The organism is Shewanella abyssi (assembly GCF_023284025.1).
Lineage (GTDB): Bacteria > Pseudomonadota > Gammaproteobacteria > Enterobacterales > Shewanellaceae > Shewanella > Shewanella abyssi.
Genome location: NZ_JAKIKR010000002.1, coordinates 113004 through 135817 on the forward strand (window position 1 = coordinate 113004; position 22814 = coordinate 135817).

At 44.4% G+C, this 22814-nt stretch carries 18 protein-coding genes; 11 read left to right on the forward strand and 7 right to left on the reverse strand.

All coding sequences use genetic code 11. The features are described 5' to 3' along the window. The first annotated feature begins 92 nt into the window (after positions 1–92). Genes L2755_RS01990 through L2755_RS02000 form a run of 3 tightly spaced genes read left to right on the forward strand, consistent with a single transcriptional unit; the run spans position 93 to position 5151 of the window. Positions 93–704, forward strand: a complete 612-nt coding sequence (locus L2755_RS01990) for a TetR/AcrR family transcriptional regulator (RefSeq protein ID WP_248979077.1) — start codon at positions 93–95, stop codon at positions 702–704. Beyond that, positions 704–2044, forward strand: coding sequence for an efflux RND transporter periplasmic adaptor subunit (locus tag L2755_RS01995; RefSeq protein WP_248979078.1), 1341 nt, complete (start codon positions 704–706; stop codon positions 2042–2044). The genes L2755_RS01990 and L2755_RS01995 overlap by 1 nt, the downstream gene beginning before the upstream one ends. Further along, positions 2041–5151 carry an efflux RND transporter permease subunit gene (locus L2755_RS02000; RefSeq protein WP_248979079.1) on the forward strand — a complete coding sequence of 1037 codons (3111 nt, stop codon included), beginning with the start codon at positions 2041–2043 and terminating at the stop codon, positions 5149–5151. Before L2755_RS01995 ends, L2755_RS02000 begins: the two co-directional genes overlap by 4 nt. Before the next feature lie 120 nt (positions 5152–5271). On the opposite strand, the gene L2755_RS02005 is transcribed toward L2755_RS02000, so the two are convergent. Both L2755_RS02005 and L2755_RS02010 read right to left on the reverse strand, forming a co-directional pair. Next, positions 5272–5697, reverse strand: coding sequence for a hypothetical protein (locus L2755_RS02005; protein ID WP_248979080.1), 426 nt, complete (start codon positions 5695–5697; stop codon positions 5272–5274). Positions 5698–5939: 242 nt separating this feature from the next. Continuing rightward, positions 5940–6347, reverse strand: a complete 408-nt coding sequence (locus L2755_RS02010) for a GFA family protein (RefSeq protein WP_248979081.1) — start codon at positions 6345–6347, stop codon at positions 5940–5942. A gap of 287 nt (positions 6348–6634) precedes the next feature. On the opposite strand from L2755_RS02010, the gene L2755_RS02015 reads away from it, so the two are divergent. From L2755_RS02015 to L2755_RS02030, 4 genes are read left to right on the forward strand one after another with little or no spacing between them, the layout of a single operon-like run. Then, on the forward strand, positions 6635–7369 hold the full coding sequence (locus L2755_RS02015) for a DUF1538 domain-containing protein (RefSeq protein ID WP_248979082.1): 735 nt from the start codon (positions 6635–6637) through the stop codon (positions 7367–7369). Beyond that, positions 7369–8154, forward strand: coding sequence for a DUF1538 domain-containing protein (locus L2755_RS02020; protein ID WP_248979083.1), 786 nt, complete (start codon positions 7369–7371; stop codon positions 8152–8154). Before L2755_RS02015 ends, L2755_RS02020 begins: the two co-directional genes overlap by 1 nt. Further along, a complete protein-coding gene (locus tag L2755_RS02025; RefSeq protein ID WP_248979084.1) occupies positions 8144–8494 on the forward strand; it encodes a P-II family nitrogen regulator in 351 nt (116 codons plus the stop codon). The genes L2755_RS02020 and L2755_RS02025 overlap by 11 nt, the downstream gene beginning before the upstream one ends. Next, positions 8491–8898, forward strand: coding sequence for a CBS domain-containing protein (locus tag L2755_RS02030; protein ID WP_248979085.1), 408 nt, complete (start codon positions 8491–8493; stop codon positions 8896–8898). The genes L2755_RS02025 and L2755_RS02030 overlap by 4 nt, the downstream gene beginning before the upstream one ends. Before the next feature lie 81 nt (positions 8899–8979). Here L2755_RS02030 and L2755_RS02035 read toward each other — a convergent pair whose 3' ends face one another. Together L2755_RS02035 and L2755_RS02040 are read right to left on the reverse strand one after the other, a co-directional pair. Continuing rightward, on the reverse strand, positions 8980–9969 hold the full coding sequence (locus tag L2755_RS02035; RefSeq protein ID WP_248979143.1) for a TDT family transporter: 990 nt from the start codon (positions 9967–9969) through the stop codon (positions 8980–8982). A gap of 119 nt (positions 9970–10088) precedes the next feature. Next, positions 10089–11162 (reverse strand): methyltransferase, encoded by a 1074-nt coding sequence (locus L2755_RS02040; RefSeq protein ID WP_248979086.1) that lies wholly within the window; start codon positions 11160–11162, stop codon positions 10089–10091. 156 nt (positions 11163–11318) lie between these two features. On the opposite strand from L2755_RS02040, the gene L2755_RS02045 reads away from it, so the two are divergent. Beyond that, a complete protein-coding gene (locus L2755_RS02045; RefSeq protein ID WP_248979087.1) occupies positions 11319–11996 on the forward strand; it encodes a TetR/AcrR family transcriptional regulator in 678 nt (225 codons plus the stop codon). A 29-nt stretch (positions 11997–12025) separates the two neighbouring features. On the opposite strand, the gene cysK is transcribed toward L2755_RS02045, so the two are convergent. Next, on the reverse strand, positions 12026–12994 hold the full coding sequence (gene cysK / locus L2755_RS02050; RefSeq protein ID WP_248979088.1) for a cysteine synthase A: 969 nt from the start codon (positions 12992–12994) through the stop codon (positions 12026–12028). Positions 12995–13213: 219 nt separating this feature from the next. Here cysK and L2755_RS02055 point away from each other — a divergent pair, with 219 nt between their 5' ends. Beyond that, positions 13214–14371, forward strand: a complete 1158-nt coding sequence (locus tag L2755_RS02055) for an RDD family protein (RefSeq protein WP_248979089.1) — start codon at positions 13214–13216, stop codon at positions 14369–14371. Positions 14372–14555: 184 nt separating this feature from the next. After that, positions 14556–15797, forward strand: a complete 1242-nt coding sequence (locus L2755_RS02060) for a response regulator (RefSeq protein ID WP_248979090.1) — start codon at positions 14556–14558, stop codon at positions 15795–15797. Between the two features lie 91 nt (positions 15798–15888). Here the strand turns inward: L2755_RS02060 and L2755_RS02065 are convergent, their stop codons facing one another. Together L2755_RS02065 and cysZ are read right to left on the reverse strand one after the other, a co-directional pair. Continuing rightward, positions 15889–18228, reverse strand: coding sequence for a carbohydrate binding family 9 domain-containing protein (locus L2755_RS02065; protein ID WP_248979091.1), 2340 nt, complete (start codon positions 18226–18228; stop codon positions 15889–15891). Between the two features lie 185 nt (positions 18229–18413). Continuing rightward, positions 18414–19187, reverse strand: coding sequence for a sulfate transporter CysZ (cysZ, locus tag L2755_RS02070; protein WP_248979092.1), 774 nt, complete (start codon positions 19185–19187; stop codon positions 18414–18416). A 194-nt stretch (positions 19188–19381) separates the two neighbouring features. On the opposite strand from cysZ, the gene L2755_RS02075 reads away from it, so the two are divergent. Next, complete coding sequence (locus L2755_RS02075; protein ID WP_248979093.1) at positions 19382–22795, forward strand: chromosome segregation protein SMC; 3414 nt, start codon at positions 19382–19384, stop codon at positions 22793–22795. The last annotated feature ends 19 nt before the right edge of the window (positions 22796–22814 follow it).

Genomic DNA, 22814 nt, shown 5'->3' on the forward strand with positions numbered 1-22814 from the left:
TATGACTTTTGAATAACGATAAATCATGCAATAGCGTACAGCAGCAAGTAGACTTAGCATTATTCGAGTGAATAACGCTAAGTTGAACCTTCATGACAGATCAAAAAAGTGAATCTGCCACCCAAGTACGCGACAGTCTTATCCGCGCAGCACGTATCTGCTTTATCGCTTCAGATTACGACAAGGTGAGCATTCGCCAAATCGCAGAGGTAGCCGGGGTTAATATGGCGATGATCCGCTACTATTTCGGTAATAAACTTGGTCTTTTTGAAGCTATGGTCGCCGAGTTCATTTTACCGGTTCTACAGCGTAAAAAGACGATGCAGAAAAACGGCGAGCCGTTTAGCCCAGCGGACCTTATGGCTGACTTTTACCAGAGAACGATTGCAACGCCTGATTTTCCACGTTTTCTATTTCGGCTAATGAGTACAGAGCATTCAAATGAGGCTAAAGAAGTTATTTTGAAGCTGTTTAGCCCACTAACCGAATTGACGCCAATGCCTGAGTCACTATTAGACAAATGCTCTGATATTGATCCCTTGTTGGTTAAAATGTCGATGATGAGCCTAATGATCTTTCCGTTTGTGATCCCCAAAGCGATGGCCGAGCTACATGGGTTTGAGTTAGATGGCGATTTTTATCAAAGACTAGCAAAACATAATATTAAGTTACTCGAGCATGGTTTATTTGGAGAGCAAGACTGATGGATGTAATTAAAGGTAAACGTTGGTATTTTTTCCCTGCTGTCGGCATCGGTGTAGTAACGCTATTGATGGTCATCATGTTTAAAGGACATCCGCCTTTAGAGGAGCAGTCAGAGCCAAGTAAACTGGTAGAAGTAGTACAACTTCACAAAAGTTCGCTGGTTGCCCAAGTCGATGCATTTGGCCGTGTTTCACCTAAAGTAAAGTGGCAACTGTTACCTGAGGTGGGTGGGAAAGTTGTTTATAAGCATCCTGATTTAGCGGTGGGAAAAATGTTGCCTGAAGGCACATTATTGTTATCGATAGACCCTTTAGATTACCAAATTCGTTTAGCACAGGCACAAGCCGATAGAAAAGCGCTTCAAGGCCAACTGGCAGGCAAAGCGCTGCAACTAGAAAACCTGCAGCTGTCTTTAGATATTGAAACTAACCGTTATGAATTAGTGCAGTCAGATCTAAAACGTAAACAAACGCTGCGTAAAAAGAACCTCATCTCGCAATCTGAACTCGACGGTGAACGGCAGAACTTACTCGCGCAAAAGCAAAAAATTCAAGACTTGAATAACAGTTTGAACCTGATGCCTAATGAAACTGAGATCCTGCAAGCGCAGCTATTACAAGCGGCTGCAGGTGAAGATGAAGCCCAAAGCCAGCTGGATAAGACTCAAATCCGTCAGCCTTTCGAAGGGCGAGTAGCAGAAGTCAACGTCGAGAACAACCAAGTGGTGTCGCCTCAGCAAGTGCTAGCGAGGATCAATGGCACTGAGATAATGGAAGTTGAAGCGCAACTATCACTGGCTGATTTGATGACGCTGATGAAAACAGTCGATAATCCCAACGGACTCAACAACCAATTGCCTAGAGCCGAAGCGTTGGGGCTTAGCGGGGAAATTACCCTGAAAAGTTCGGCGTATAGCTTTAGCTGGCCGGCAAAAATAAGTCGTATCGGTGAGACCGTTGATCCCACTTTGGCAACCGTCAGCGTGGTGCTGCAAGTAGAGCAGCAATATCGGCAACTCAAAATTGGTCAGTCGCCACCATTAGTCAATGGCATGTTTGTTAGCGCGCGGATTAAAGGTCTTGTTAAAGACTATTGGATGGTGCCAGAACGTGCTCTACATGGTAATAAGATGTACTTAATGGATAGCGATAATAGGTTGCAGCTTATTGACGTGCAAGTACTGTTTCGTCAAGAAGGACAGGCAGCAGTGCAAGGAAAGTTCAATGACAACATGCGCCTAGTGTTAACTGATATTATTCCGGCGGTCAGCGGAATGGCACTACGAGTTGAATCTGCTGTCACCGAAGCTGGCAGCGAAGATAGCGAGGCAGCACAGTGATTGGATTTTTTGTACGTCACCGTACAGCAACCCATTTGCTGATGTTGGCGCTAATTATTCTCGGCATTAAGGCGCTACCAGAACTTAAACGGGAAACTTTCCCGGAGTTTTCACCCAGCTATATTATTGCACAAGTGGTGTTGCCAGGCGCCTCGCCGCAAGATGTGGAAGAGAACCTTTGTCTGCGTATGGAAGATGCTGTGGACAGCTTAGGGAGTATTATTGAAACCAAGTGTGACGCGTTAGAAGGCGTCGCTCGAATGACGCTAAAACTAGATGATAAAGCCGATCTTGGTCGTAACTTGGTTGACGTACAGACTAAAATATCAGCCATTAAAGATTTTCCAGCAGAAATTGAGCCGCCGATTGTAGAGGAGCTTGATTTCAGCGAACCGATCATCGATATCGCGCTGTCAGCCTCAACCAGCAAACCAGAACTGAAAGCGTATGCAGAGGATCTTAAGCGCCGCTTAAAGCTTGATACCAGCATACGACAAGTTGAAATCGCAGGCTTTTCTCAGCACCAGCTGTTGGTTGAAATATCACTCGACTCACTTAAACGCCTGGGCATGAGTGTGGCCGATGTTGCCACTCAGATTGAGCAGCAAAATGTACAACTTCCCAGCGGCACGCTAGAAACGGCCAGTAAAAATATACTGATTCGATTTGACCAGCGTGAAGTTGAGCCTGAAAAACTGGCCAACATTGTTATACGCTCTAACGCTCAAGGCGGTGTGGTGCGACTAGGTGATATTGCCAAGATCAGCGACCGCTTTGAGTTGGATGAAGAGCAGATCCGATTTGATGGCGAATCGGCGGCTATTTTGACTGTATTTAAAAACAAATCGCAAGATTCACTCAGATTAAAACAGGAAGTGATCAGCTTTTTGGATGCAGAGAAACTGCGCACACCCAATGGGATCAGTCTAAACACCTCAAATGACCTGAGCTCACTATTGTGGGACCGCTTAACCATGCTACTGAAAAATGGTTGGCAGGGGGTGGTGCTGGTCTTTTTGTGTATGTGGTTGTTCTTTAATTTGCGTTATTCGTTTTGGGTTGCCATGGGTTTGCCTGTGGCCTTTATGGGTAGCTTGTTTTTTATGGCACAAGTGGGTTTAACCATTAACATCATGACGCTGGTGGCCTTTTTGATGGCAATCGGCATCATGATGGATGATGCCATCGTCATTGCCGAATCCATCGCCTCGCATATTGAGCGTGGCATGGATAAAACCGAAGCGGTTATCCAAGGGGTTAAGCGGGTGTTACCGGGGGTGATCTCCTCATTCTTAACGACAGTATTTATCTTCTCCAGTATCGCCTTTATGGAAGGCGACATGGGTAAAGTGTTGCGAGTGGTACCGCAAACCTTATTGCTTATCTTAAGCGTCAGCTTGGTGGAGGCCTTCTTGATTTTACCGAATCATCTCGCCCACGCTGCCCAAGGAAAAGAGCGTGAAACCAGTCACTTTAAGGCCGAATTTAACCGCCGCTTTGAGCAATTTAGAACCGTGCAATTAGTTGCCGCCGTTGAATGGGTTATCGCTTGGCGTTACGCCTTTATGGGGGCGGTGATTAGTCTATTGCTGGTGTCGGTTTCTTTAGCTGCCGGTGGCATGGTCAAATTTATTGGTTTCCCTGAGCTTGATGGTGACGTGGCAGAAGCGCGCATTATCTTGCCACCGGGTTCAACGTTGGAACAAACCGAACGGGTGGTGGCACGGGTGGTCAGTGTGGCAAAATCACTGGATGATAAATACAGTGAGCTAGAGGATGGCCAAAGGTTAATACAGCACATCACTGAGCGATTTAACTTTAATGCAGATGCTAACGAAAGTGGCTCCCATGTGGCGACGGTGAAGATTGATTTACTGAGCGCAGAGGTGCGTCAAACTCTCATCAACACCTTTATTCGTGAGTGGGAGCGGGGCGTGGGTGAACTCGTTGACCCAATTGCGATTGTTTATAAGCAAGCGTCTATGGGGCCAGCAGGTAGAGCGATAGATATTCGTTTGCGTGGTGATGACTTGCATCAACTTAAATCGGCTTCAATTGAAGTACAGCGATACATTCAAGCGTTTAATGGCGTGTCAGGTGTTTTGGACAGCATGCGTCCGGGTAAATCAGAGATATTAATGACGCTGAAACCAGGGGCTGAGGCCTTTGGGGTTAACGGCATGATGTTAGCCAGTCAGTTACGTGGAGCTTATTTCCACCAAACGGCCGATTACATTCAGGTTGGGCCCGAGAGTATTCAGATTGACGTGCAGCTTGATAAGACAGATGCGGCAAAACTGGAAAACTTGGCCAATTTCCCCATTACGCTGAGTGCGTCAGGCGAGCAAGTGCCGCTATCGGCAGTAGCCAATTTTGAATGGCAGCGCAACTACGTCAAGATCTCCCGTCTCGACGGTATGCGTTTTGTCACCATTACGGCCGAAGTGGATAGCCACTTAGCCAATGGTGGGGAGATCAACAATGCCTTTAAGTCTGAGTTATTACCTGAGTTACTCAAACGTTACCCGGGAATTAGGGTCAGCTTTGAGGGGGAAGTCAAAGAGAGTGCCACAACCCAAAACTCAATGGCATCGGGTTTTATTTTAGGTTTGCTGGGCGTATTTGCCATCTTGAGCTTACAGTTCAAAAGCTACCTTGAGCCACTCGTGGTGATGGCAGTGATCCCACTAGGACTAATCGGGGTGTTTTGGGGACATCTATTACTTGGGTTTTCACTCAGCATGCCTTCGATAATGGGCTTTGTGGCACTATCTGGCGTGGTGGTGAATGATTCCATCTTACTGGTGCAATATATTCGATTCCATGTAGAAGAGGGGCAAACGGTGCACCAAGCCGTAGTTAGTGCCAGTAAAGAACGTTTTAGAGCGGTATTTATTACCTCTTTAACGACCGCTGCAGGCATGTTGCCGCTGCTACTTGAAACCAGTATTCAAGCGCAAGTGTTACAACCACTGGTGGTGTCGATGGTATTTGGTATTTTTGCGTCAACAGCCTTAGTGTTGTTTATGGTGCCGGCCTGTTACGCAATACTCGAAGATTTTGGCAAAGTGAGTTTTAGTACTAAAGGTAATGAGCTAAAAGCATAAAACTGTATAGCACAGCATGAAGGGCTTCAATTGAGGCCCTTTAACGTTTAGATCTAAATGAGCTGAGATCGAGAGTTCAACATGCTCGACGTTAGCATATCGATAACTGGCCAGGGTCGATTAGGAATCAAATTTGGCGATATCCTGCTCCGTCGCACCCTCTTTGCACTCGCCTCTAATGTTGCCACGGTCATATTGAATGGAACGGCTGATCTCGATATAACCTTCTCTGCAATAACCTGTCATCTGAATTGTCTGCTCAAGTCCATGCTCAATTTTTTGCGTCCAAGCCGTTAAATCCGGTCCTTGATAACGTTTTTTTGAGCGTTTCTTTTGTGATGCGCGCTGTTCATGGGGAAGCGGAACTTGCTGAGCATGACTACCTTGCACCAGTTCTGCGCGATAGGTGAATAGCTTTAAGCCATTATTTTTAATATCAGTTTTAAATGAATCAGTGAGTTGACCAACAAACTCTTCAGGCACTATTTCGCTAGTACCGCTGCAGGCGGAGAGTAATAAAATTAACAGTAGCGGGTATTTTTTCATTATTGTTTTTATGTTAATAATGGGTTCCGGTCGATCAGCATAACGTATATTTAACCAAGTTAGCAGGGCTTTAAACTGTTTTACATTAGGCTTTCCACATTAGGTCACTGGAAGGCGAGATCTACTGATAGGGGATTTTTCATTACATTAGTCAAGAGTATTGACCCAAGCCCCAATGTCACAGGGCTTGCTCCCATTATCTTATTGGCTTTTTTATAGGCTGTTCAGGCTTTTGCTGCAGCTTAGGTTCGCGATTGAGGGTATCTAGCGCAACTGTCACTTAGGCTGAGCCAGGTTAATTGGCTGTCGGTGTAAATATGGTAGCTGGGTTGAACCGTGTTTGGCTCATCCAGTGATACGATAGCCAACGTTATATAGCTGGGGTGACGAGTATCTCTGAAGGTTAACGCTGAGCCGCAGTGGTGGCAAAAACCACGGCGAACAAATTCTGATGATTGAAACTCAGTGACTGACCCCGATAACCAACTTACCTCCTCGATATTGAAATCCATCCAAGCCCCTAACACCGAGCCTGTGCTCTGCTGACATTGGCGGCAGTGACAAAAATCAGTTGCAAAGGGTGTTGCAGTTAACTGATAGCGTATTGCGCCGCAAAGGCATCCGCCTTGTTGTAGGATATCTGTTGCCATCAATCGAACCTCCATTGCCCATTATCATCGGTATGCAAGCGCTAACCATATCGCGATTTATTAACCATGTCACATTCACGCAGATGCACAGTATTTAGCGCCCAGCATAGTGCAGATTTAAGATAACTTGCTGCTTGCATTCCCTAGCGTACTTTGTTTGTTATGTAATCAGTATTATGCAGGGTAACACCATGACATGGCTCACATATATCAACAATATTGTTAATCACTTGTTGTGATCCGTGGTGGTTTTGGCAGACTGAAAGTGTAGCCCCCAAGGAGTGAGTATGGCTTCTATTATTCAGTTGTTCAAAGCGATGTTAAATAGCTTTAAAGATCTTATCCCAATCATTTTGGTGGTCAGCTTTTTTGAGATATTTGTGTTACATCAAGCGCCAGATAATCTTTTTTCTATTCTAATCGGTCTTCTCTTTATTATTGTTGGACTCACTTTCTTTGTGTTTGGCCTTGAAATGGGGCTGTTTCCGATAGGCGAGTCTCTGGCACAAGCTTTAGCCCGTAAAGGCTCTGTATTTTGGCTGGTCATTTTCTCTTTTTCACTCGGATTTGGTACCACATTAGCCGAACCCGCGCTCACCGCAGTGGCAAACGAAGCCGCTGCAGTCGCTGCTGAGGCGGGCGCGATTGTTAAATCTGACGCCTCAATGGACAATTACGCCATGGGGCTCCGGCTCACCGTGGCGCTATCGGTAGGGCTCGCAATCCTATTAGGTGTAGTACGAATTTTAAAAGGTTGGCCAATTCATTACATCATTATTGGCGGCTATATATTGGTGATGGTACTGACCTCATTTGCTCCAGAGAGCATTATTGGCATCGCCTATGATTCTGGCGGCGTCACGACCTCAACCATCACAGTGCCCTTAGTCACCGCGCTTGGAGTGGGGCTTGCAAGTACGATTAAAGGCCGCAACCCGATGTTGGATGGCTTTGGTTTAATCGCCTTCGCCAGCTTGATGCCGATGATATTTGTGCTTATCTATGGAATGGTGGTGTTGTAATGGAGATGTTGAGTAAAGTACTAGAGACCCTGTTGTTAACTGCACGGGACGTTATTCCAATTGCTGTCATCTTGTTTGGCTTTCAACTCGGAGTATTAAAAAGGCCAATCGCCAACTGGCGTAAAGTCGCTGTAGGTTTTGTTTACGTTATTTTAGGACTGAGCTTTTTCTTAGTAGGCTTAGAACTCGCGCTATTTCCTATTGGCGAAGCGATGGCAGAACAACTGACCTCACATGGGTTTATCCACGCTGACGACCCCTCAATAGACATTAACGCCTGGCAAGACTACTACTGGGTATATATCTTTGCCGCGGCGATAGGCTTTAGCACCACAATTGCTGAGCCATCACTAATGGCAGTGGCGATAAAAGCCAATGAGGTATCCGGTGGCAGTATCAGTATTCAGGGATTACGGATCTCCGTTGCCATTGGAGTCGCCTTCGGCATTAGCCTAGGCTGCTTTCGAATCGTGGTCGGAGACCCTATCCACTACTACATTATGGCGGGCTATCTCATTGTGGTGATCCAAACCTTTTATGCGCCAAAAATGATAGTGCCGTTGGCCTATGATTCAGGGGGAGTAACCACCTCTACCGTTACCGTGCCTTTGGTGGCCGCACTTGGCTTAGGCTTGGCGACCAATGTCGAGGGTCGTAATCCGCTAATTGATGGTTTTGGCTTAATCGCTTTTGCCAGCTTATTTCCGATAATCACCGTGATGGCGTACGCCCAATTGGTTGATTACAAAAATAGAACTCAAAAGGAGCGAAATAATGCGCTTTAAACTCATCATTGTTTTCATCGATGACGCATGCACAGACTCGATTCTCGATGCTGCTCGAAGTAAAGGTGCTACGGGTGCCACTGTGATTAATCATGCTCGTGGCGAGGGATTAAAAAAACAGAAGACCTTCATGGGATTGTCGCTCGATATCCAGCGCGATGTCGTTCTACTGCTGGTGGAGGAGCACCTTAGCCGCGCCATTTTAGAAACGGTCAACAAGGTCGGTGGCTTCGATAGCGATTCAGGTAAAGGTATTGCTATCCAAATAGATGTAGAAGATGCCGTTGGCGTTGCCCACCAAGTACAGCAATTGAGCCATGATATTGAGGATCAGATATGAATAAGCCAATCTTAATCAGAAACCATGATGTGATGTGCCAAGATTATGCCATGGTCGATGGGCTGCAGACCGTTGCAGAAGCCATCGAGCAAGCTGTTTCACATCAGGTGAATGTGTTGTTCGTGAATAAGCGTCACGATGATGACGAATACGGCATGGTGTTGATGAGTGATATAGCCAAAAAGGTATTAGCGCAAGATAAAGCCCCAGAGCGAGTCAATATCTACGAAATCATGGTTAAGCCGGTACTGGCAGTCGATGGCAATATGGACGTTCGATATTGCGCGCGCTTATTTGACCGCTTCGGCATTACCAAGGCACCCGTTTTAGAGCAGGGGAAAATTGTCGGACTGGTGAGTTACCACGATATCGTGCTTAAAGGGATGATTAACAGAGGAGTCTAGAGACGGTTCTAAGCGTTTTTAGTTTTGACGGTGAGTTTGGCAATGAGTTGTTTATTGTAGAGGGAGAGATTCTCCCTACGACTAAACCAACCTTAGGTTACTTTTTTGGTTGTAATGACTTAAGTATCTCACCGCGACATAAATAACAATGATGGTTGCGATAACTAGCTCGAACTTTGCTGTTAATAATAAGTTAATTGAAAGGTCGTTTTCGCCGAAAGTATTGATGATCCAAGTGACCGTTTTGAATAAAGCGGTTGCGCCAATAACCATTGGAAAAGTGAATGCGGCATAACCTGGACTGAAGGGGAGTTTTAATAAATTAAAGAAGGCGAGGTAGATAATACTGGTCATTAATAGTGCTAAGGTCAGTAATACACCGACAATGATGACTGATGGCTGCTCTGATATGGTGAGGTAACCCGCTAAAGAGAGGCTTGCAGGTGCTGCCAGTATTGCAATCGTTGGCTTTGCTGCGTCTGGTATGGGTTCACAGAAAATAAGTCTGTAAAGCATAATGGGTAACATGACGAGGTAACTTAGCATGCCAAAGTTAAGAGTCGCGTTGGCAATCCAATGGTTTTGCAGCTGGAATAGTTCACTTTGTGGGAATGATACCGCCGCCACAATGATGCCAATGGGGGGTACAAACCAACTAGGAACCATATGGCTAAGTTTAAAATCGACCGCTCTATTGTAGATAAACACACAGAGAAAGATAAGATGGATCACGATAGCACAAAGCCATAATGTTAACGCTAGGCTGTGGCTATATTGTCCGATAGCCGCTGAAACCACCATTAGCCCCATTGCAAAAGTAGGGATCACGCTGCCAATCACTGGGTGAGATAATTCGGCGATGAGTACTTTGGGGTGCAGCACAAACTTAGTCACCAACATCAGTAAAAGAATAGCGGCAATCGAGGCACCACTCAGTTGCGCAATGCCGCCAATGCTCGGCGACATACTTTCCCAAGCCCAGCCCAGACTAGCAATGGCTAATGCAAGCCCTGCCATAGGGCTTGGTAAGCGGGACACTCTGTGCCTTAGTGTGTTATTTGTAACAGTCATCATGTATCTCCAACATCCAATCTCTATGGACGTATTTTAGAATGACTCTTTAGTAATTAATATTGAAGTTGGCTTAATGTCAGTTTCAAAAAAATTTAATCATCTTGTAGAAAACAGCCCTAAGGTTTTAGCTTACAGCGCAGCAAAGTGTGTCCTAGGCCAATTCCATCAATATCCTCGTCGACAAAAAGTCCGGCTTGGCTGATGAGCTTTAGCAAGGTCTTACTGTGGTACATACGACTATTACCGTTGGCAATAGCAGTAAAATACAGAGAGGTTGCGTTGACACAAAAGGCGCCGGCTTCGAAGGGTTGGCGATCCCAGAAGGTTTCCAAAATACACAGCTCACTGTCGCTACGCATAACAGATGCTGCCCGTTGCAAAATACTGAGAATTTCAGTTTCGGAAAAGCAATCTAAAAACTGGCTCATCCAATACAGGTCGCCATGTTCACAAAATGGCTTGGCTTCATCGAGCAGATCAGTTGCGTAGGCTTTTACGCGCTCGGCAACACCGGCATTGTGAGCATTTTCCATTGCCACTTTTAGTTGGCCTGGCAAGTCCATGATGGTGATTTTTACTTGACTATTAAAACCTGTGCAAGCTAATGCCCATTTACCTGTGTTGCCACCAACATCGACGATATGTTTTGGTTTTGCTTTAAAAATCAGCGGTAATAGAGATTCAAATGCGTGATCTGAGTAGTAATGATCAAACTCAAACCAACTCTTCTTTATCTCGTCGGGTAATAGACTTAAACCGGGATAGATAGTTGGCCAATCACCCAGCGAGGCTAACCCTTTAGGTTTGCCTTCTAGAAGTGAAGCTTCCAATTCAAACAGGCCTTGATAGCACACATCATGGGTAAAGTTTAAGTTGGTTTTCGCCATATCGTCATGCAGTAGGAAGTGACCTATCTTGTCGAGCACATATGCATCATCGTTGAGGTATAACAGACCCATGCTTAGCCCCATATCAACTAACACACCAACGGCATACTCAGACAATTCGGACTGGCTTGCTAAAGTGTTTACGCTACAGCCTTTTACACCACAATCAGAAATAAGCTGTAATAGGTTAAATTTTAGTAGGCAGCGTGCCACCTGAAAGCTGATTGGAGCGAAAGCAATTTTTTGCGCTTCAAACTTGGCGTCAAATGCACCGATTGAAAGAGGGGAACGATAAAAAGGCATAAGTTAAACCAGACAAGGCTGCTGCAGAATTAGTGGAGAGGTATCTTACATGTTACAGTCTCAACATTGTTTGAACTGGATCTTGCTTCAGGCTGTTTAGGGCTAATTCAATGGAGTTAATAGAACCCTGTGTTTATTAGTCTAAAGGAAGCCATTATGCTTGTACCTTTGACCTACGTAGGTCGTCAAGCCAGCCGAAGTGATGGTCAGTCTAGACGCGTTGAGATCTTAGAGGCGACGTTAAGGTTAATCGTAACAGAGGGAATTCGCGGTGTGCGCCATAGAGCAGTGGCGGCAGAAGCTGGGGTCCCTTTAGCATCAACAACCTATTACTTTAAAGATATTAAAGATTTGATTAGTGATGCACTCACTTTTTTTGCTGAAAAAACCCTATGGATGAATAAGGCGTTAGAAGAGCAAAGCTACCAGTTGCTAAATAATATGGCTGCAGTGAGTCCAAGCTTATCTAGGGTTGAGTTACAGGCATTAATCGTTGCACGTTTAAGTGAGTTTATATGTGCACATATAAAAGAGCAGCTAAGCCATCCTGACGATCGGATTTTGGAAAATGCTTTTCATGAAGAAGCGTTACGTAATCAGCAGCTTGCTTCGTCAATTATCCTACTTGATGAATCCTTTCTACAAAGCATTAAAACGTTTTTTAGTGCATTTGGCTCGAAAACAGCTTATGAAGATGCACATCAGATTTTGGCAATTATTCGATTACTAGAGTATCAGTTTTCACTCAGAAAAAGAGTAGATGAGAGTGTGCTAAAAAGCGTGGTAGAAACCACCGTTAATCATATTGTCAGCGCAATAAAAAACCCAAGCTAATGCTTGGGTTTTATAGTTTAGCTTATCGTTTACTGCACGTTTTCTGAGTCACTAAATTCGCCTTGGAACAGCGCTGAAGAAAGATAGCGCTCTGCTGCTGATGGTAGTACAACAACAATCGTCTTACCTTCAAACTCTGGTAATGCAGCGATGCGATTCGCAGCAACAACGGCAGCACCAGATGAGATCCCAACCAAGATCCCCTCTTCTTGCATAAGACGGTGTGCCATCTCAATCGAGTCTTCATTAGAAACGGCTTCAACACGGTCAATAAGTTCAAGATCTAAGTTGCCTGGAATGAATCCAGCACCGATACCTTGAATTTTATGGGGGCCAGGTTGTATCGTTTGGCCTGCAAGCGTTTGCGCGATGACAGGTGAATCAACTGGCTCAACAGCAACAGAGGTAATAGCTTTACCTTGGGTGTTCTTAATATAACGACTCACACCGGTAATTGTTCCGCCCGTACCGACACCCGCTACGATAACATCGACTTCACCGTCGGTATCATTCCAAATTTCAGGTCCGGTCGTTTTTTCGTGAATTTCTGGGTTTGCAGGGTTATTAAACTGCTGCAATAGTACGTACTTTTCAGGTGCTGATTGGCGAATTTCTTCCGCCTTATCGATGGCGCCCTTCATGCCCTTGGCGCCTTCAGTCAGCACCAGATTCGCCCCCAGTGCTTTAAGCAATTTACGACGCTCTAAACTCATGGTATTAGGCATGGTTAACGTCAGCTTATAGCCTCTTGCTGCAGCAACATAAGCAAGCGCGATCCCGGTGTTTCCCGATGTAGGTTCGATAAGTTCTTTGTCTTGGGTCAATATGCCTTTCTTCTCGGCATCCCAAATCATATTCGAACCTATGCGGCACTTGACGCTAAAGCTTGGGTTACGTGCTTCAATTTTGGCAAGAACTTTCCCATTGCTAACACGGTTTAAACGGACAAGTGGTGTGTTGCCAATTGTTTGTGAATTATCTTCAAAAATTTTGCTCATGGGCTGCTTGCTCCTTAAAATGCATTGCTAAAGCATAATCGTCTTTTGCGGCAATAGAAGTGATTGTTTGTTCTTCGTTATTCCTTTTAGTTATTAAAGCGATTGCTGTTATATGTATTCAATAGTATTTCTATAGGATTCAATTGTTAATATAAGGTTAACCTGGTGGTAGTATAAGCCTCTGAGTAAACGACCCGCCCTTGTGACTGGAAAGTATAGATGAATAAATCACACCTTGATGAAGCGATAGATCCCAAGTCATTAGTCACGCCTTACGCCTTTAAAATCGCCCCCAAGGTACTTTACAAACCATTAGCAAGCCCTTTAAAGCGTGCATTAGCGATTATTGTTGATGGGTTACTTGTTGCTGCTTTGGCTGAAAATGCGGGTTGGATCTTTGTCTTAATGGTTGCGCTCACCGTGGTGATCCACAAAAGAAGCCGCACAATGGGCAAGGCAATAAAATGGGCGCTTTACGCTTTGATGTTGGTTGGAATGATATTTGCGTTGGTAAATTATCAAGAGGACAGCCGCGATAGCACACCACAGAGCGGACAAGTCCAATCGATAGACCCTCAAGCAGATTCTGGTTCTGAAACGTTGCAAACATTGACAGAATTAAGCCATTACTTGCCAGCGATAATTTTTGCGAGTCAGTGCCAAGACTATAAATGCGCTCTACAAGGTTTAGCTGCTGTTAAAGATGGGTTAACACGTTCCAACCTATCGGCGAATGAACAGGGCCGAATATTACAAGAATTGATCGATGACCTGCCTTTATCTAAGCAAGAGATAGATAAATTGCAAGCTGAGCTAATGAATACTCCCACCAAAGCGCTTCCTGTAGAGCTAGCTATAGAGGCTAGCGACGAAGCTACAGCAGCTAAAACACGCGTCAAGCCCAGTGTGAAGGATGAATTTAGCGACATTGATAAAATTGATTGGGACGATGTAGGCAGTGATAGCGACACTACATCGACAGATGATCCAACCTCGAGTCCGTTAGCCTGGTTAATCGGCTTTTTAAATGATATGGGCTTAGGCTTTGGTTGGGCCGCTTTTTATTTTACCGTGTTTACGGCTTGGTTTGATGGTCAAACACTGGGTAAGAAACTGCTGGGGATAAGCGTCATTCAGCTCGATGGTTCTAAAATCACCCTGTGGGCAGCCTTTGGTCGATATGGCGGTTATGCCGCAGGATTTACGACTGGCTTATTAGGTTTCATCCAAATATTTTGGGATGCGAATAGACAAGCTATCCAAGATAAAATTTCAGCCACTGTTGTCATTGATTTAAGAAAAACCCCGCTAGAACATCCTCAGCAGGCAACAAGCGTTAATGCACTTGATGCATCGACTAATACGAAAGTTGCATAAAGTTAACCTAATATATACCGTTTCGGACTACTAAGCGTTAAGCTGCTCACAGAATTTAAAAATGTGCCGCATGGCATAGGTGCAGTTTTCCCTTTCTACATGCAAACTTAATCATTAAAAAGGTTTTTGATAAAGAGCTATTTAGGTTTTGTGGAGAAGGAGTAGGGATTGAAGGAGAGTTAAGTTGCGGATCTTAGTCGTTGAAGATAGCCAAGTTGTATCTAGGGTAATGCGCCATTTATTGACCCAAGAATTAGCTTGTGAAGTCGATGTCGCCCCCGATATGGCTAGCGCGAAAAAGCTATTGTTAGATAACGAGTACTTTGTCGCGGTGACTGATCTCAATCTGCCTGATGCTCAGGAGGGAGAGATAGTAAAGTTTGTTCTAGCACAGCAGATCCCTTGTATCGTATTAACCGGAAGCTGGAACCCTCAAGAAAGGTCGCGACTATTACAGTTAGGCATCGTCGATTATGTGCTAAAAGAAAACCGTTTTAGCTATGAATATACCGCTAAATTGGTAAAGCGCTTACAGCGAAACCAAAGCGTTAAAGTGCTGGTGGCTGACGATTCAGTTGTGAGTCGTAAGTTTATTCGTAGTCTATTAGAGCAGCACCTTTTTCAGGTTATCGAAGCTGATGATGGTGTGGCAGCGCTCGATACCCTCAAAGATAATCCTGATATTAAACTGCTTATTACCGATTACAATATGCCTCGACTGGATGGTTTCGGACTGATCATTAACGTTAGAGAGCAATTCAGTCGAGAAGATTTGGCGATTATTGGTTTATCGAGTGACAGTGATGAAAGTCTATCGGCTCGGTTTATCAAGAATGGCGCTAATGATTTTTTACAAAAGCCCTTTGTTCATGAAGAGTTTCATTGTCGAGTGCTCAACACGTTGGATGCTCTAGACATGATGGCGAAACTTTGGGGGCAAGCAAACCTAGATTATCTCACTAATGTATTTAATCGACGTTACTTCTTTAGTTTGTACGAAGACAAATTGCCTGTCATCGCTCGAAATCAAGGAGTGCTGTCTTTAGGGTTAATGGATATCGACTTTTTCAAGAAAGTGAATGATAGCTATGGCCATGATGTGGGCGATGAAGTTCTCATCGAGTTTGCAGCGCGATTAACGCAATCTTTTTCACAGCATTTTACCGTGGCTAGATTTGGTGGTGAAGAGTTTGTTATCGGCTTTAAAGGGCTTAGTGTAGAAAAAGCATTTGCGTTATTAGACCGATTTAGAATGCAGATGGAGAGCAAGCCTGTAGTGACCAGCAAAGGTGATTTGACGATTACTGTTAGTACTGGTGTTGTTGATTTTACAGCGGGAGAGAGTGTAGATGACATGCTTCAGCGCGCAGATCTCGCCCTATATGAAGCGAAAGGTGGCGGACGTAACTTGGTGTGTATAGGGTAAGCTTAACTGCGATTTGGTTAAGAGCTTAAACGATATCGTTTAAGCTCTTTTAATGGGTTCTCATTTTATGGGGCGAATACGGCTTATCATGCTAAAGGATCCAGGCGTAACTCATTTTCATAAAATAGGTTTCTTCGGTTTTCATCAATGAATCAATCGAATCATTAGACTTTAAGCCATCAGAGTAGCCCAAATAAAATACGCTCTGTGGATTAAGCTTATAACCATAAAGGATCTCGTTACCCAAGTTTTGCTGCTGCTTATTCGGTGAGCCATAACGGTAAAGATTAGGGTCTCTTTCAATATGGGTGTAGACGCTGGAGAGGCGAATAAAGTTATGGATATCGATATACCAGCTTAATCTAACGTCACTCAAATTTGCAGTAAACAAGCGTCCGTCATCGACATCCATTGTGCGGTACACATGAGACACATCGAGCTCAACGGCATCGGTGATGTTCCATTGAATGCCGGGATTAAGCAGAAACTTAGTGCCTAACTGATCATTAGAGAAATCGATGCTATCACCATAGTTAATATCGATCTCTAGGAATAATGTGCGAGTGGGTTTCATGTTGGCGTAAAACCAGCCCATTGTTTCGTCAAATGTCTGGCTGTTATTTTTAACCGCAAGGCTAGCGCTATCATGTCGTCTACCAACGCGCTGACGATTGACTAACCCAAATGCGGTGTAACTTTGCCACATCCCTTCAAATTCAAGTTTACCTTCGGCTTCCTGCTCCAGTTTTTCACCCGCTTGGTTGTGGCTGATATCCCAATCACCACTCACTCTAATTTTGTTGAAGTTGCTGTCTTGGGGATACCAAGTGTAACCGCCGCCAACGACAAACTTGCTAAAATCTACTTTTTCAATAAAGCCTAAGTCGGCTCTAAAATCCTCCGCTACAGACTGATATTGCGCTACAGTGTTCCAATTGCGGGTTTCGTGTTCATACTTTGCTAAATACATATCACCATGAATAGCATCGGTGCTATTGGTGCGTAAAACACGTTCGTTTATGCCGCAATCAGTTAAATCACAATCGGTTTCTGGCAAGCAATCACTGTTACTGCATAAGGTCTGTGAAAAACCAAGCGGATATTGGGTCTCAGAGACGACATATTGCCCCGTAAACGTGTCTTGCTCAGTGGGCTGGTATTTAACGTCAACACTGGTGACATAGTTATGATAGTCATCACTGCTTTTAGCCGTTACCAAGGCTCCCATCGACAATTCCTTGCCAACGTCGTAGCGATAACGGCCAGCAAAGTTCTGACTTTTTTCATCAATGCTGGCGATATCAGAGCTTAGATTGCCAGGCACTAAAAAAGTAGTGGTGGTGTCATTAGTCGCGAGTGTTGCAAAGGTATGCTCGCCGACTTTACTGGTGAGTTTGAGTCCATAGTCGGGAGAGACGATGTTGCGGGTGTGGAGCAGGTTTAACTGGGTATCGAAATAGTCTTTATTATCGAGGAAAAATGCGCGCTTCTCTGGGTAAAATAGCGCGAAAGTACTGTTAATATCGAGCTGGCCAGCATCGGCTTCCACTTGAGAAAAATCAGGGTTAATGGTTGCACTTAACAAGGTACTTGGGGTAATGCCCCAGCGAATATCCAGGCTAGGCTCTATATTGTTTTCACTTTCCCAATCACTACTTAGTGCATGGGGACGCCGGCTATTTCGGTTAAAAACAACAGAGGGTGTGATCTGTAAATCGCTGCCTTGTTCTAGGTTCGACATGCCACTCATCACCCCAAATTGACATAACTGACAACTGTTATTTCTGTCGATTGGGTGGCTTGAGATCCGGTGTTGCTCGTTTCGTGGGTAGATTCTAACCAGTTCAACACCCCATTTTTGCTCGGCGGTGCTATCAAAGTTGAGCACTCTGAAAGGCAGTTCAATTTCAACTTGATAACCTGTGTCAGTGCGCTTAGCAGCTGCGAACCAAATGCCATCCCATGCATCGCTTTCACTGCCTGTTAGCTCATTCTCAATCGAGTCCATTTGCACGCCATAGGCGTTGACAAAGAACTGATAAGCTAATCGAGCATCATTAAAAGTATCGAGCTTTATACCGACGAGATCATCCCCCCAAACGCTGTCACGATCACTCAGGTTTGCCCTGATCTGTGCTGGATTTGGGTCGTAGGCAGTAAATGCCAAGAATAGGCTAGTATCGGTTGAATAGATCTTTACCTCAGTTTTCACCGCTGCGGTTATGTTTTCCCCAGGACTGGTTTCGATGTTGATTAGAGTCGAAGCGGCGTTTTTCCACTGCGGCTCGTTAAACTCCCCATCAACCTCAATGTTACCGCTGAGTGTCGGGATTTGAATATTGAATTGACTTTCTTGGCCTGCATTAGCATTAAAAGAGTAAGTTGAGGCGGCGATAAGTAGTGTAGTAGCAAAGAGAGCAGCTTTATTCATTTGTTATTATTACTGAAAGCGAGTCGTTTAGGTGTGTGAATTGTAAATGAATTATGTGTGGAAAAGGTGGGCTATTTGTTACAAATGTTGTCGAGAGGACAAGGCTGGCAAAAATGAGACTGTTTAACCGTTAGACCACGAATAAACATGGCCTAACGTCGCTATTTTGTGTGATTTATAGTGAGTTATTCTGCTGCGATAGCATTGTTTTTATAGGCTTCACGATATTTATCGACCCACATTGAAGTGGCACCACAAATGGCCACAGGCATAACCACGAAATTGAGGATCGGGATCATTGAAAATAGCGTAACGGCAGCACCGAAGCTGAAGCTACTGCCTTTGGTTTGGTTAAGGGCAAATTTCATCTCAGAAAAAGGCACCTTATGATTATCAAAAGGGTAGTCACAGTACTGAATTGCCATCATCCATGCACTAAAGAGAAACCATAAAATGGGCGCTAGCGTTTGGCCAACAAAAGGCAGTAAAAACAGCAGCAGAAAAACAATGGCTCTGGGGAGATAATATTTAAGTTTTATCCACTCTCGGCCGAAAATTCGTGGTAAATCTTTGATTAAATCCATTGCTCCACCGGTATTGAGGGGTTTACCCGTCAATAACTGTTCTACCTTTTCCGCAAGCAAACCGTTAAACGGCGCCGCAAGCCAGTTCATCACCGAGCTAAACACAAAGGACAACACCACCAATAATGACAACACGGCAAGTGGCCATAAAAGGAAGTTCAACCAACTTAGGTATTCAGGGAGTTGACCCGATAACCAAGTAAAAATTTGCTCTAATTGCCCGATGGCGAAATAGATCAAGCCTGCAAAGAGTACTAAGTTAATAAAAAGCGGAATAAATACAAAACGTCTTAGTCCTGGTCGTTTAATTAAACTAAAGCCCTCTAAGAAGTAATTAACGCCGCTTTTTTTTGTTACTTGATTGGTTTTATTCATGGAATTCTTTCATGGCTAAAATTACGCATTGGGTCGATTGTGTGTCAGTCGGCTGTTATCCGCAAGTGAAAAGCCGTTAATCACCAATAAAAAACGTTACAAAATGCTGTTAGCTTTGGTAAAGTTAGCATCGGAATAAATCCATCAAATTTAGTCGCTAAATAACTTAGCGTGGAAGTGACCTTAACGGCATCATGAGACTTAAACAGATAAAACTTGCCGGATTCAAGTCATTCGTCGATCCAACTAAAATCCCTTTACCCACCCCCTTGAGTGCCATTATTGGTCCAAATGGTTGTGGAAAATCAAATATTATTGACGCGGTGCGCTGGGTACTGGGTGAAAGCTCAGCTAAACATCTACGTGGCGACTCGATGGCTGACGTTATTTTTAACGGCTCAACAGCAAGAAGACCAGTATCTGTCGCAGGCGTAGAGCTATTATTTGACAATCAAGACAATCGATTAGCAGGTCAATATGCCAGTTATCAAGAGATAGCGATAAAAAGGCAAGTGAGCCGAGATGGTGACTCTAGTTACTTTCTCAATAATCAAAAGTGTCGTCGTAAAGATATTACCGATCTCTTTATGGGGACAGGTCTGGGCCCTCGAAGTTATGCCATTATTGAGCAGGGCACTATCTCTCGTCTCATCGAATCAAAACCGCAGGAGCTTAGAGTATTTATCGAAGAAGCTGCGGGGATCTCTCGATATAAAGAGCGTCGACGTGAAACTGAAAACCGTATTAGGCACACGCGTGAAAACTTAGCACGCCTTGGCGATATTCGTGCAGAACTCGGTAAGCAATTAGAGAGGCTCGCTGAACAAGCTGAAACAGCCAAGCAATACCGAGCGCTAAAGCAATCAGAACGTCAGTGTGAGTCGGAGCTGGTGGTATCACGTTACCATGAACTCAATCAGCAAACGGATGTTCTTAACCTTCAGATTGGTAAGTTAGAAGTGCAGCAAGCCAGTTTATTAGCAGAGAAACAGACGCTTGAACTGAGTTTGACGGAATTAAATTTAAAATTAAATGAATTAGACAGCCGCGAGCATGAACAAGTTGAAGCTTTTTACTTGTCCAAAACACATATTGCTAAACTTGAGCAATCACTGAAACATCGCCAGCAGCAAAATGATAGTTTAAATCAACGATTGCAAGAGATCACTGCGCAAATAGCGCTTCAGCAAACGGGTCTTAATGCCGATAGTCTTACGCAGATTAATCTGCAACAGCAGCAGCAACAATCTCTACCTGGAATGGAGAGCTTACAGCGGCAGGTGGCTAACGGATCCGCTCAATTTGCCACCGCGAGCCAACAGCATAATGACGTTTCTGAGCTGTTTCAGTTGCACAGCGGCGCAGAAGCTAAATCGCATCTAGCCGTCGAGATGAATCGAAGTAAACTCAATCACAGTTCAAATGAGCTTATTCAAAAGCAAAAGCTAGTCGCAAGGCTAACGGAAAAGGCGCAACAGCTGAGCGAACAGCTTGCTGGATTAAAGGCAAGTCCGTTAACGACTCAGTGCGATACGCTGATGCGCGAGACCGAAGGCGAACAAGAGATTTATGATGAGCTGAGTTTCAATATAGAGACTCGCCAAAGCGCAAGCGATGCTCTTAAAATTGAACTTGAAGCGATAAAAGTTAAGTTGGCTGATGAAAAGGGACGTTTATCGGTTATTTCGCAGTTATTGCCTAAGGAAAATGACAACGAGTACACTCCGCTATGGCAAGTGATAGAGGTGACGCCGGGGTGGGAAGCTGCTGCCGATTTGTTACTCTCTAATGTACTCAGCTCTCCAGTACTACTCGACCATGCCTCTGAGCTTAGCAATGGTTTTGAACCTAACCCTATGGTTAACCCTGTCATCAGCACGCCGGTAAACTTACAGCCTTGGTTAAGCCAAGTTAGCTGGCTAGAGACGAAAGATGAAGCGATACAGCAGCGTGTGAAGCTCGCTGACAATGAGATGTTCGCTACCGCCGATGGCTATCTTGTTGGCAGAGATTTTATCATTGAAAAAGCCGCTGATACTGGCTCGTTAGTGCAACTTAAAAATGAATACACTGCGCTGGTAGATGCCGTCACTGACACAGAGACAAAACTAAGTTCGTTATCCGAAGCATTGTCTAAGCAGGCACAAGCGCTACAGCCTTTGGTGGCTTCTCAGCAGCAAAAATATCAACATATCCAAGCACAAAAAGTCACTTTAGCCGGTTTGCAGTCACAAGTTAAAGCGATGCAACACGCAATTAATGACACCAATGAGCGACATCAGCAGTTACTGCAAGAACTCTCAGATACGCGTCTAGAGCTGGAGCAGTTATCAGCCCAAAAGTCGAAGTTACAAAACGACGCACAAGGGTTACAGCGTACTTTTGAGCAAGCCTTGCACAGTAAGCAAACAGCCGGATCAGACAAACTGGCGGCAGCGACTTTATTAAAAGAGCTGAAAGGATCACTTAACAGCGCTGAAATTGCGCTTAAAGCCCGACTTAATAGTGAACAAGCCATTCAAACCCAAGTCGCTTTAATCGAGCAAAAGGTTAATCACCAAAAGCACCGACTTGAAGAGCTTGAGCACAATGAAAAGCAAGTTCTTGAGCAATTGAGCTTTAAAGAGAGCGGCAGTGTCAATAACAAGGCTCTACCAATGAAAACGCAGTTAGCGCAAGCATTGGAAGTTCAACAAGTTAAACAGCAAGCATTGAGTGATATAAGACAGCAACAGGCAGGACTTCAAGAACTGTGCGATAGTGCAGGAACAAATAAAAAACAACAGCTTGCGAAGATAGAAGACTTGACTCAAAACATGAGCACGTTAAAGTTACGTCGTGAGGGGTTAAAAGGGCAGATCGATAGCCAATTTAGCTTGATAAGTGATCAAGGCATCGATATTGAGCAGGTACTATTAAAACTCGATGTTGAACGTAGCACCTTATGGCGTCAAAAAGAGTTGGAACGTTTACGAGCTCAAATAGCGCATTTAGGGGCGATAAACCTCGCAGCCATTGAAGAGTTTGAACAACAAAATGAACGCAAAAGCTATTTAGATAGCCAAGATGAAGACCTGAACTCTGCATTGAGTAGTTTGGAAGAAGCTATTCGAAAAATTGATACCGAAACCAAAAGTCGATTTAAAGATACTTTTGATAAGGTTAATAAAGATTTAGGGATTTTGTTTCCGAAAGTATTTGGTGGGGGTAGCGCTTACTTAGCGTTAACAGATGACGACCTTTTGGAAACTGGGGTCACGATTATGGCGCGACCACCGGGTAAAAAGAATAGTACAATCCACCTTCTTTCGGGTGGAGAAAAAGCGTTAACCGCATTATCATTAGTTTTTGCTATTTTTAGACTCAATCCAGCCCCTTTTTGCATGTTGGACGAAGTTGATGCACCTTTGGATGATGCCAATGTAGAACGATTCTGTCGTTTAGTAAAAGAGATGTCCCAAAGCGTACAATTTATATATATTAGTCATAACAAGATCACCATGGAATTGGCCGATCAACTTATCGGTGTGACTATGCATGAGCCCGGCGTTTCACGCATTGTGGCGGTAGATATCGATGAAGCGGTGGCGTTAGCCGACGCTGGATGAACATAGGAATTACAGGGTA

Coding starts and splice junctions, on each gene's coding strand:
- L2755_RS02040 (WP_248979086.1), bottom strand. CDS start 11,162: ATGCCTTTTTATCGTTCCCCTCTTTCAATCGGTGCATTTGACGCCAAG.
- L2755_RS02015 (WP_248979082.1), top strand. CDS start 6,635: ATGGCTTCTATTATTCAGTTGTTCAAAGCGATGTTAAATAGCTTTAAA.
- L2755_RS01995 (WP_248979078.1), top strand. CDS start 704: ATGGATGTAATTAAAGGTAAACGTTGGTATTTTTTCCCTGCTGTCGGC.
- L2755_RS02010 (WP_248979081.1), bottom strand. CDS start 6,347: ATGGCAACAGATATCCTACAACAAGGCGGATGCCTTTGCGGCGCAATA.
- cysK (WP_248979088.1), bottom strand. CDS start 12,994: ATGAGCAAAATTTTTGAAGATAATTCACAAACAATTGGCAACACACCA.
- L2755_RS02020 (WP_248979083.1), top strand. CDS start 7,369: ATGGAGATGTTGAGTAAAGTACTAGAGACCCTGTTGTTAACTGCACGG.
- L2755_RS02055 (WP_248979089.1), top strand. CDS start 13,214: ATGAATAAATCACACCTTGATGAAGCGATAGATCCCAAGTCATTAGTC.
- L2755_RS02030 (WP_248979085.1), top strand. CDS start 8,491: ATGAATAAGCCAATCTTAATCAGAAACCATGATGTGATGTGCCAAGAT.
- L2755_RS02075 (WP_248979093.1), top strand. CDS start 19,382: ATGAGACTTAAACAGATAAAACTTGCCGGATTCAAGTCATTCGTCGAT.
- L2755_RS02035 (WP_248979143.1), bottom strand. CDS start 9,969: ATGACTGTTACAAATAACACACTAAGGCACAGAGTGTCCCGCTTACCA.
- L2755_RS01990 (WP_248979077.1), top strand. CDS start 93: ATGACAGATCAAAAAAGTGAATCTGCCACCCAAGTACGCGACAGTCTT.
- L2755_RS02005 (WP_248979080.1), bottom strand. CDS start 5,697: ATGAAAAAATACCCGCTACTGTTAATTTTATTACTCTCCGCCTGCAGC.
- L2755_RS02065 (WP_248979091.1), bottom strand. CDS start 18,228: ATGAATAAAGCTGCTCTCTTTGCTACTACACTACTTATCGCCGCCTCA.
- cysZ (WP_248979092.1), bottom strand. CDS start 19,187: ATGAATAAAACCAATCAAGTAACAAAAAAAAGCGGCGTTAATTACTTC.
- L2755_RS02045 (WP_248979087.1), top strand. CDS start 11,319: ATGCTTGTACCTTTGACCTACGTAGGTCGTCAAGCCAGCCGAAGTGAT.
- L2755_RS02025 (WP_248979084.1), top strand. CDS start 8,144: ATGCGCTTTAAACTCATCATTGTTTTCATCGATGACGCATGCACAGAC.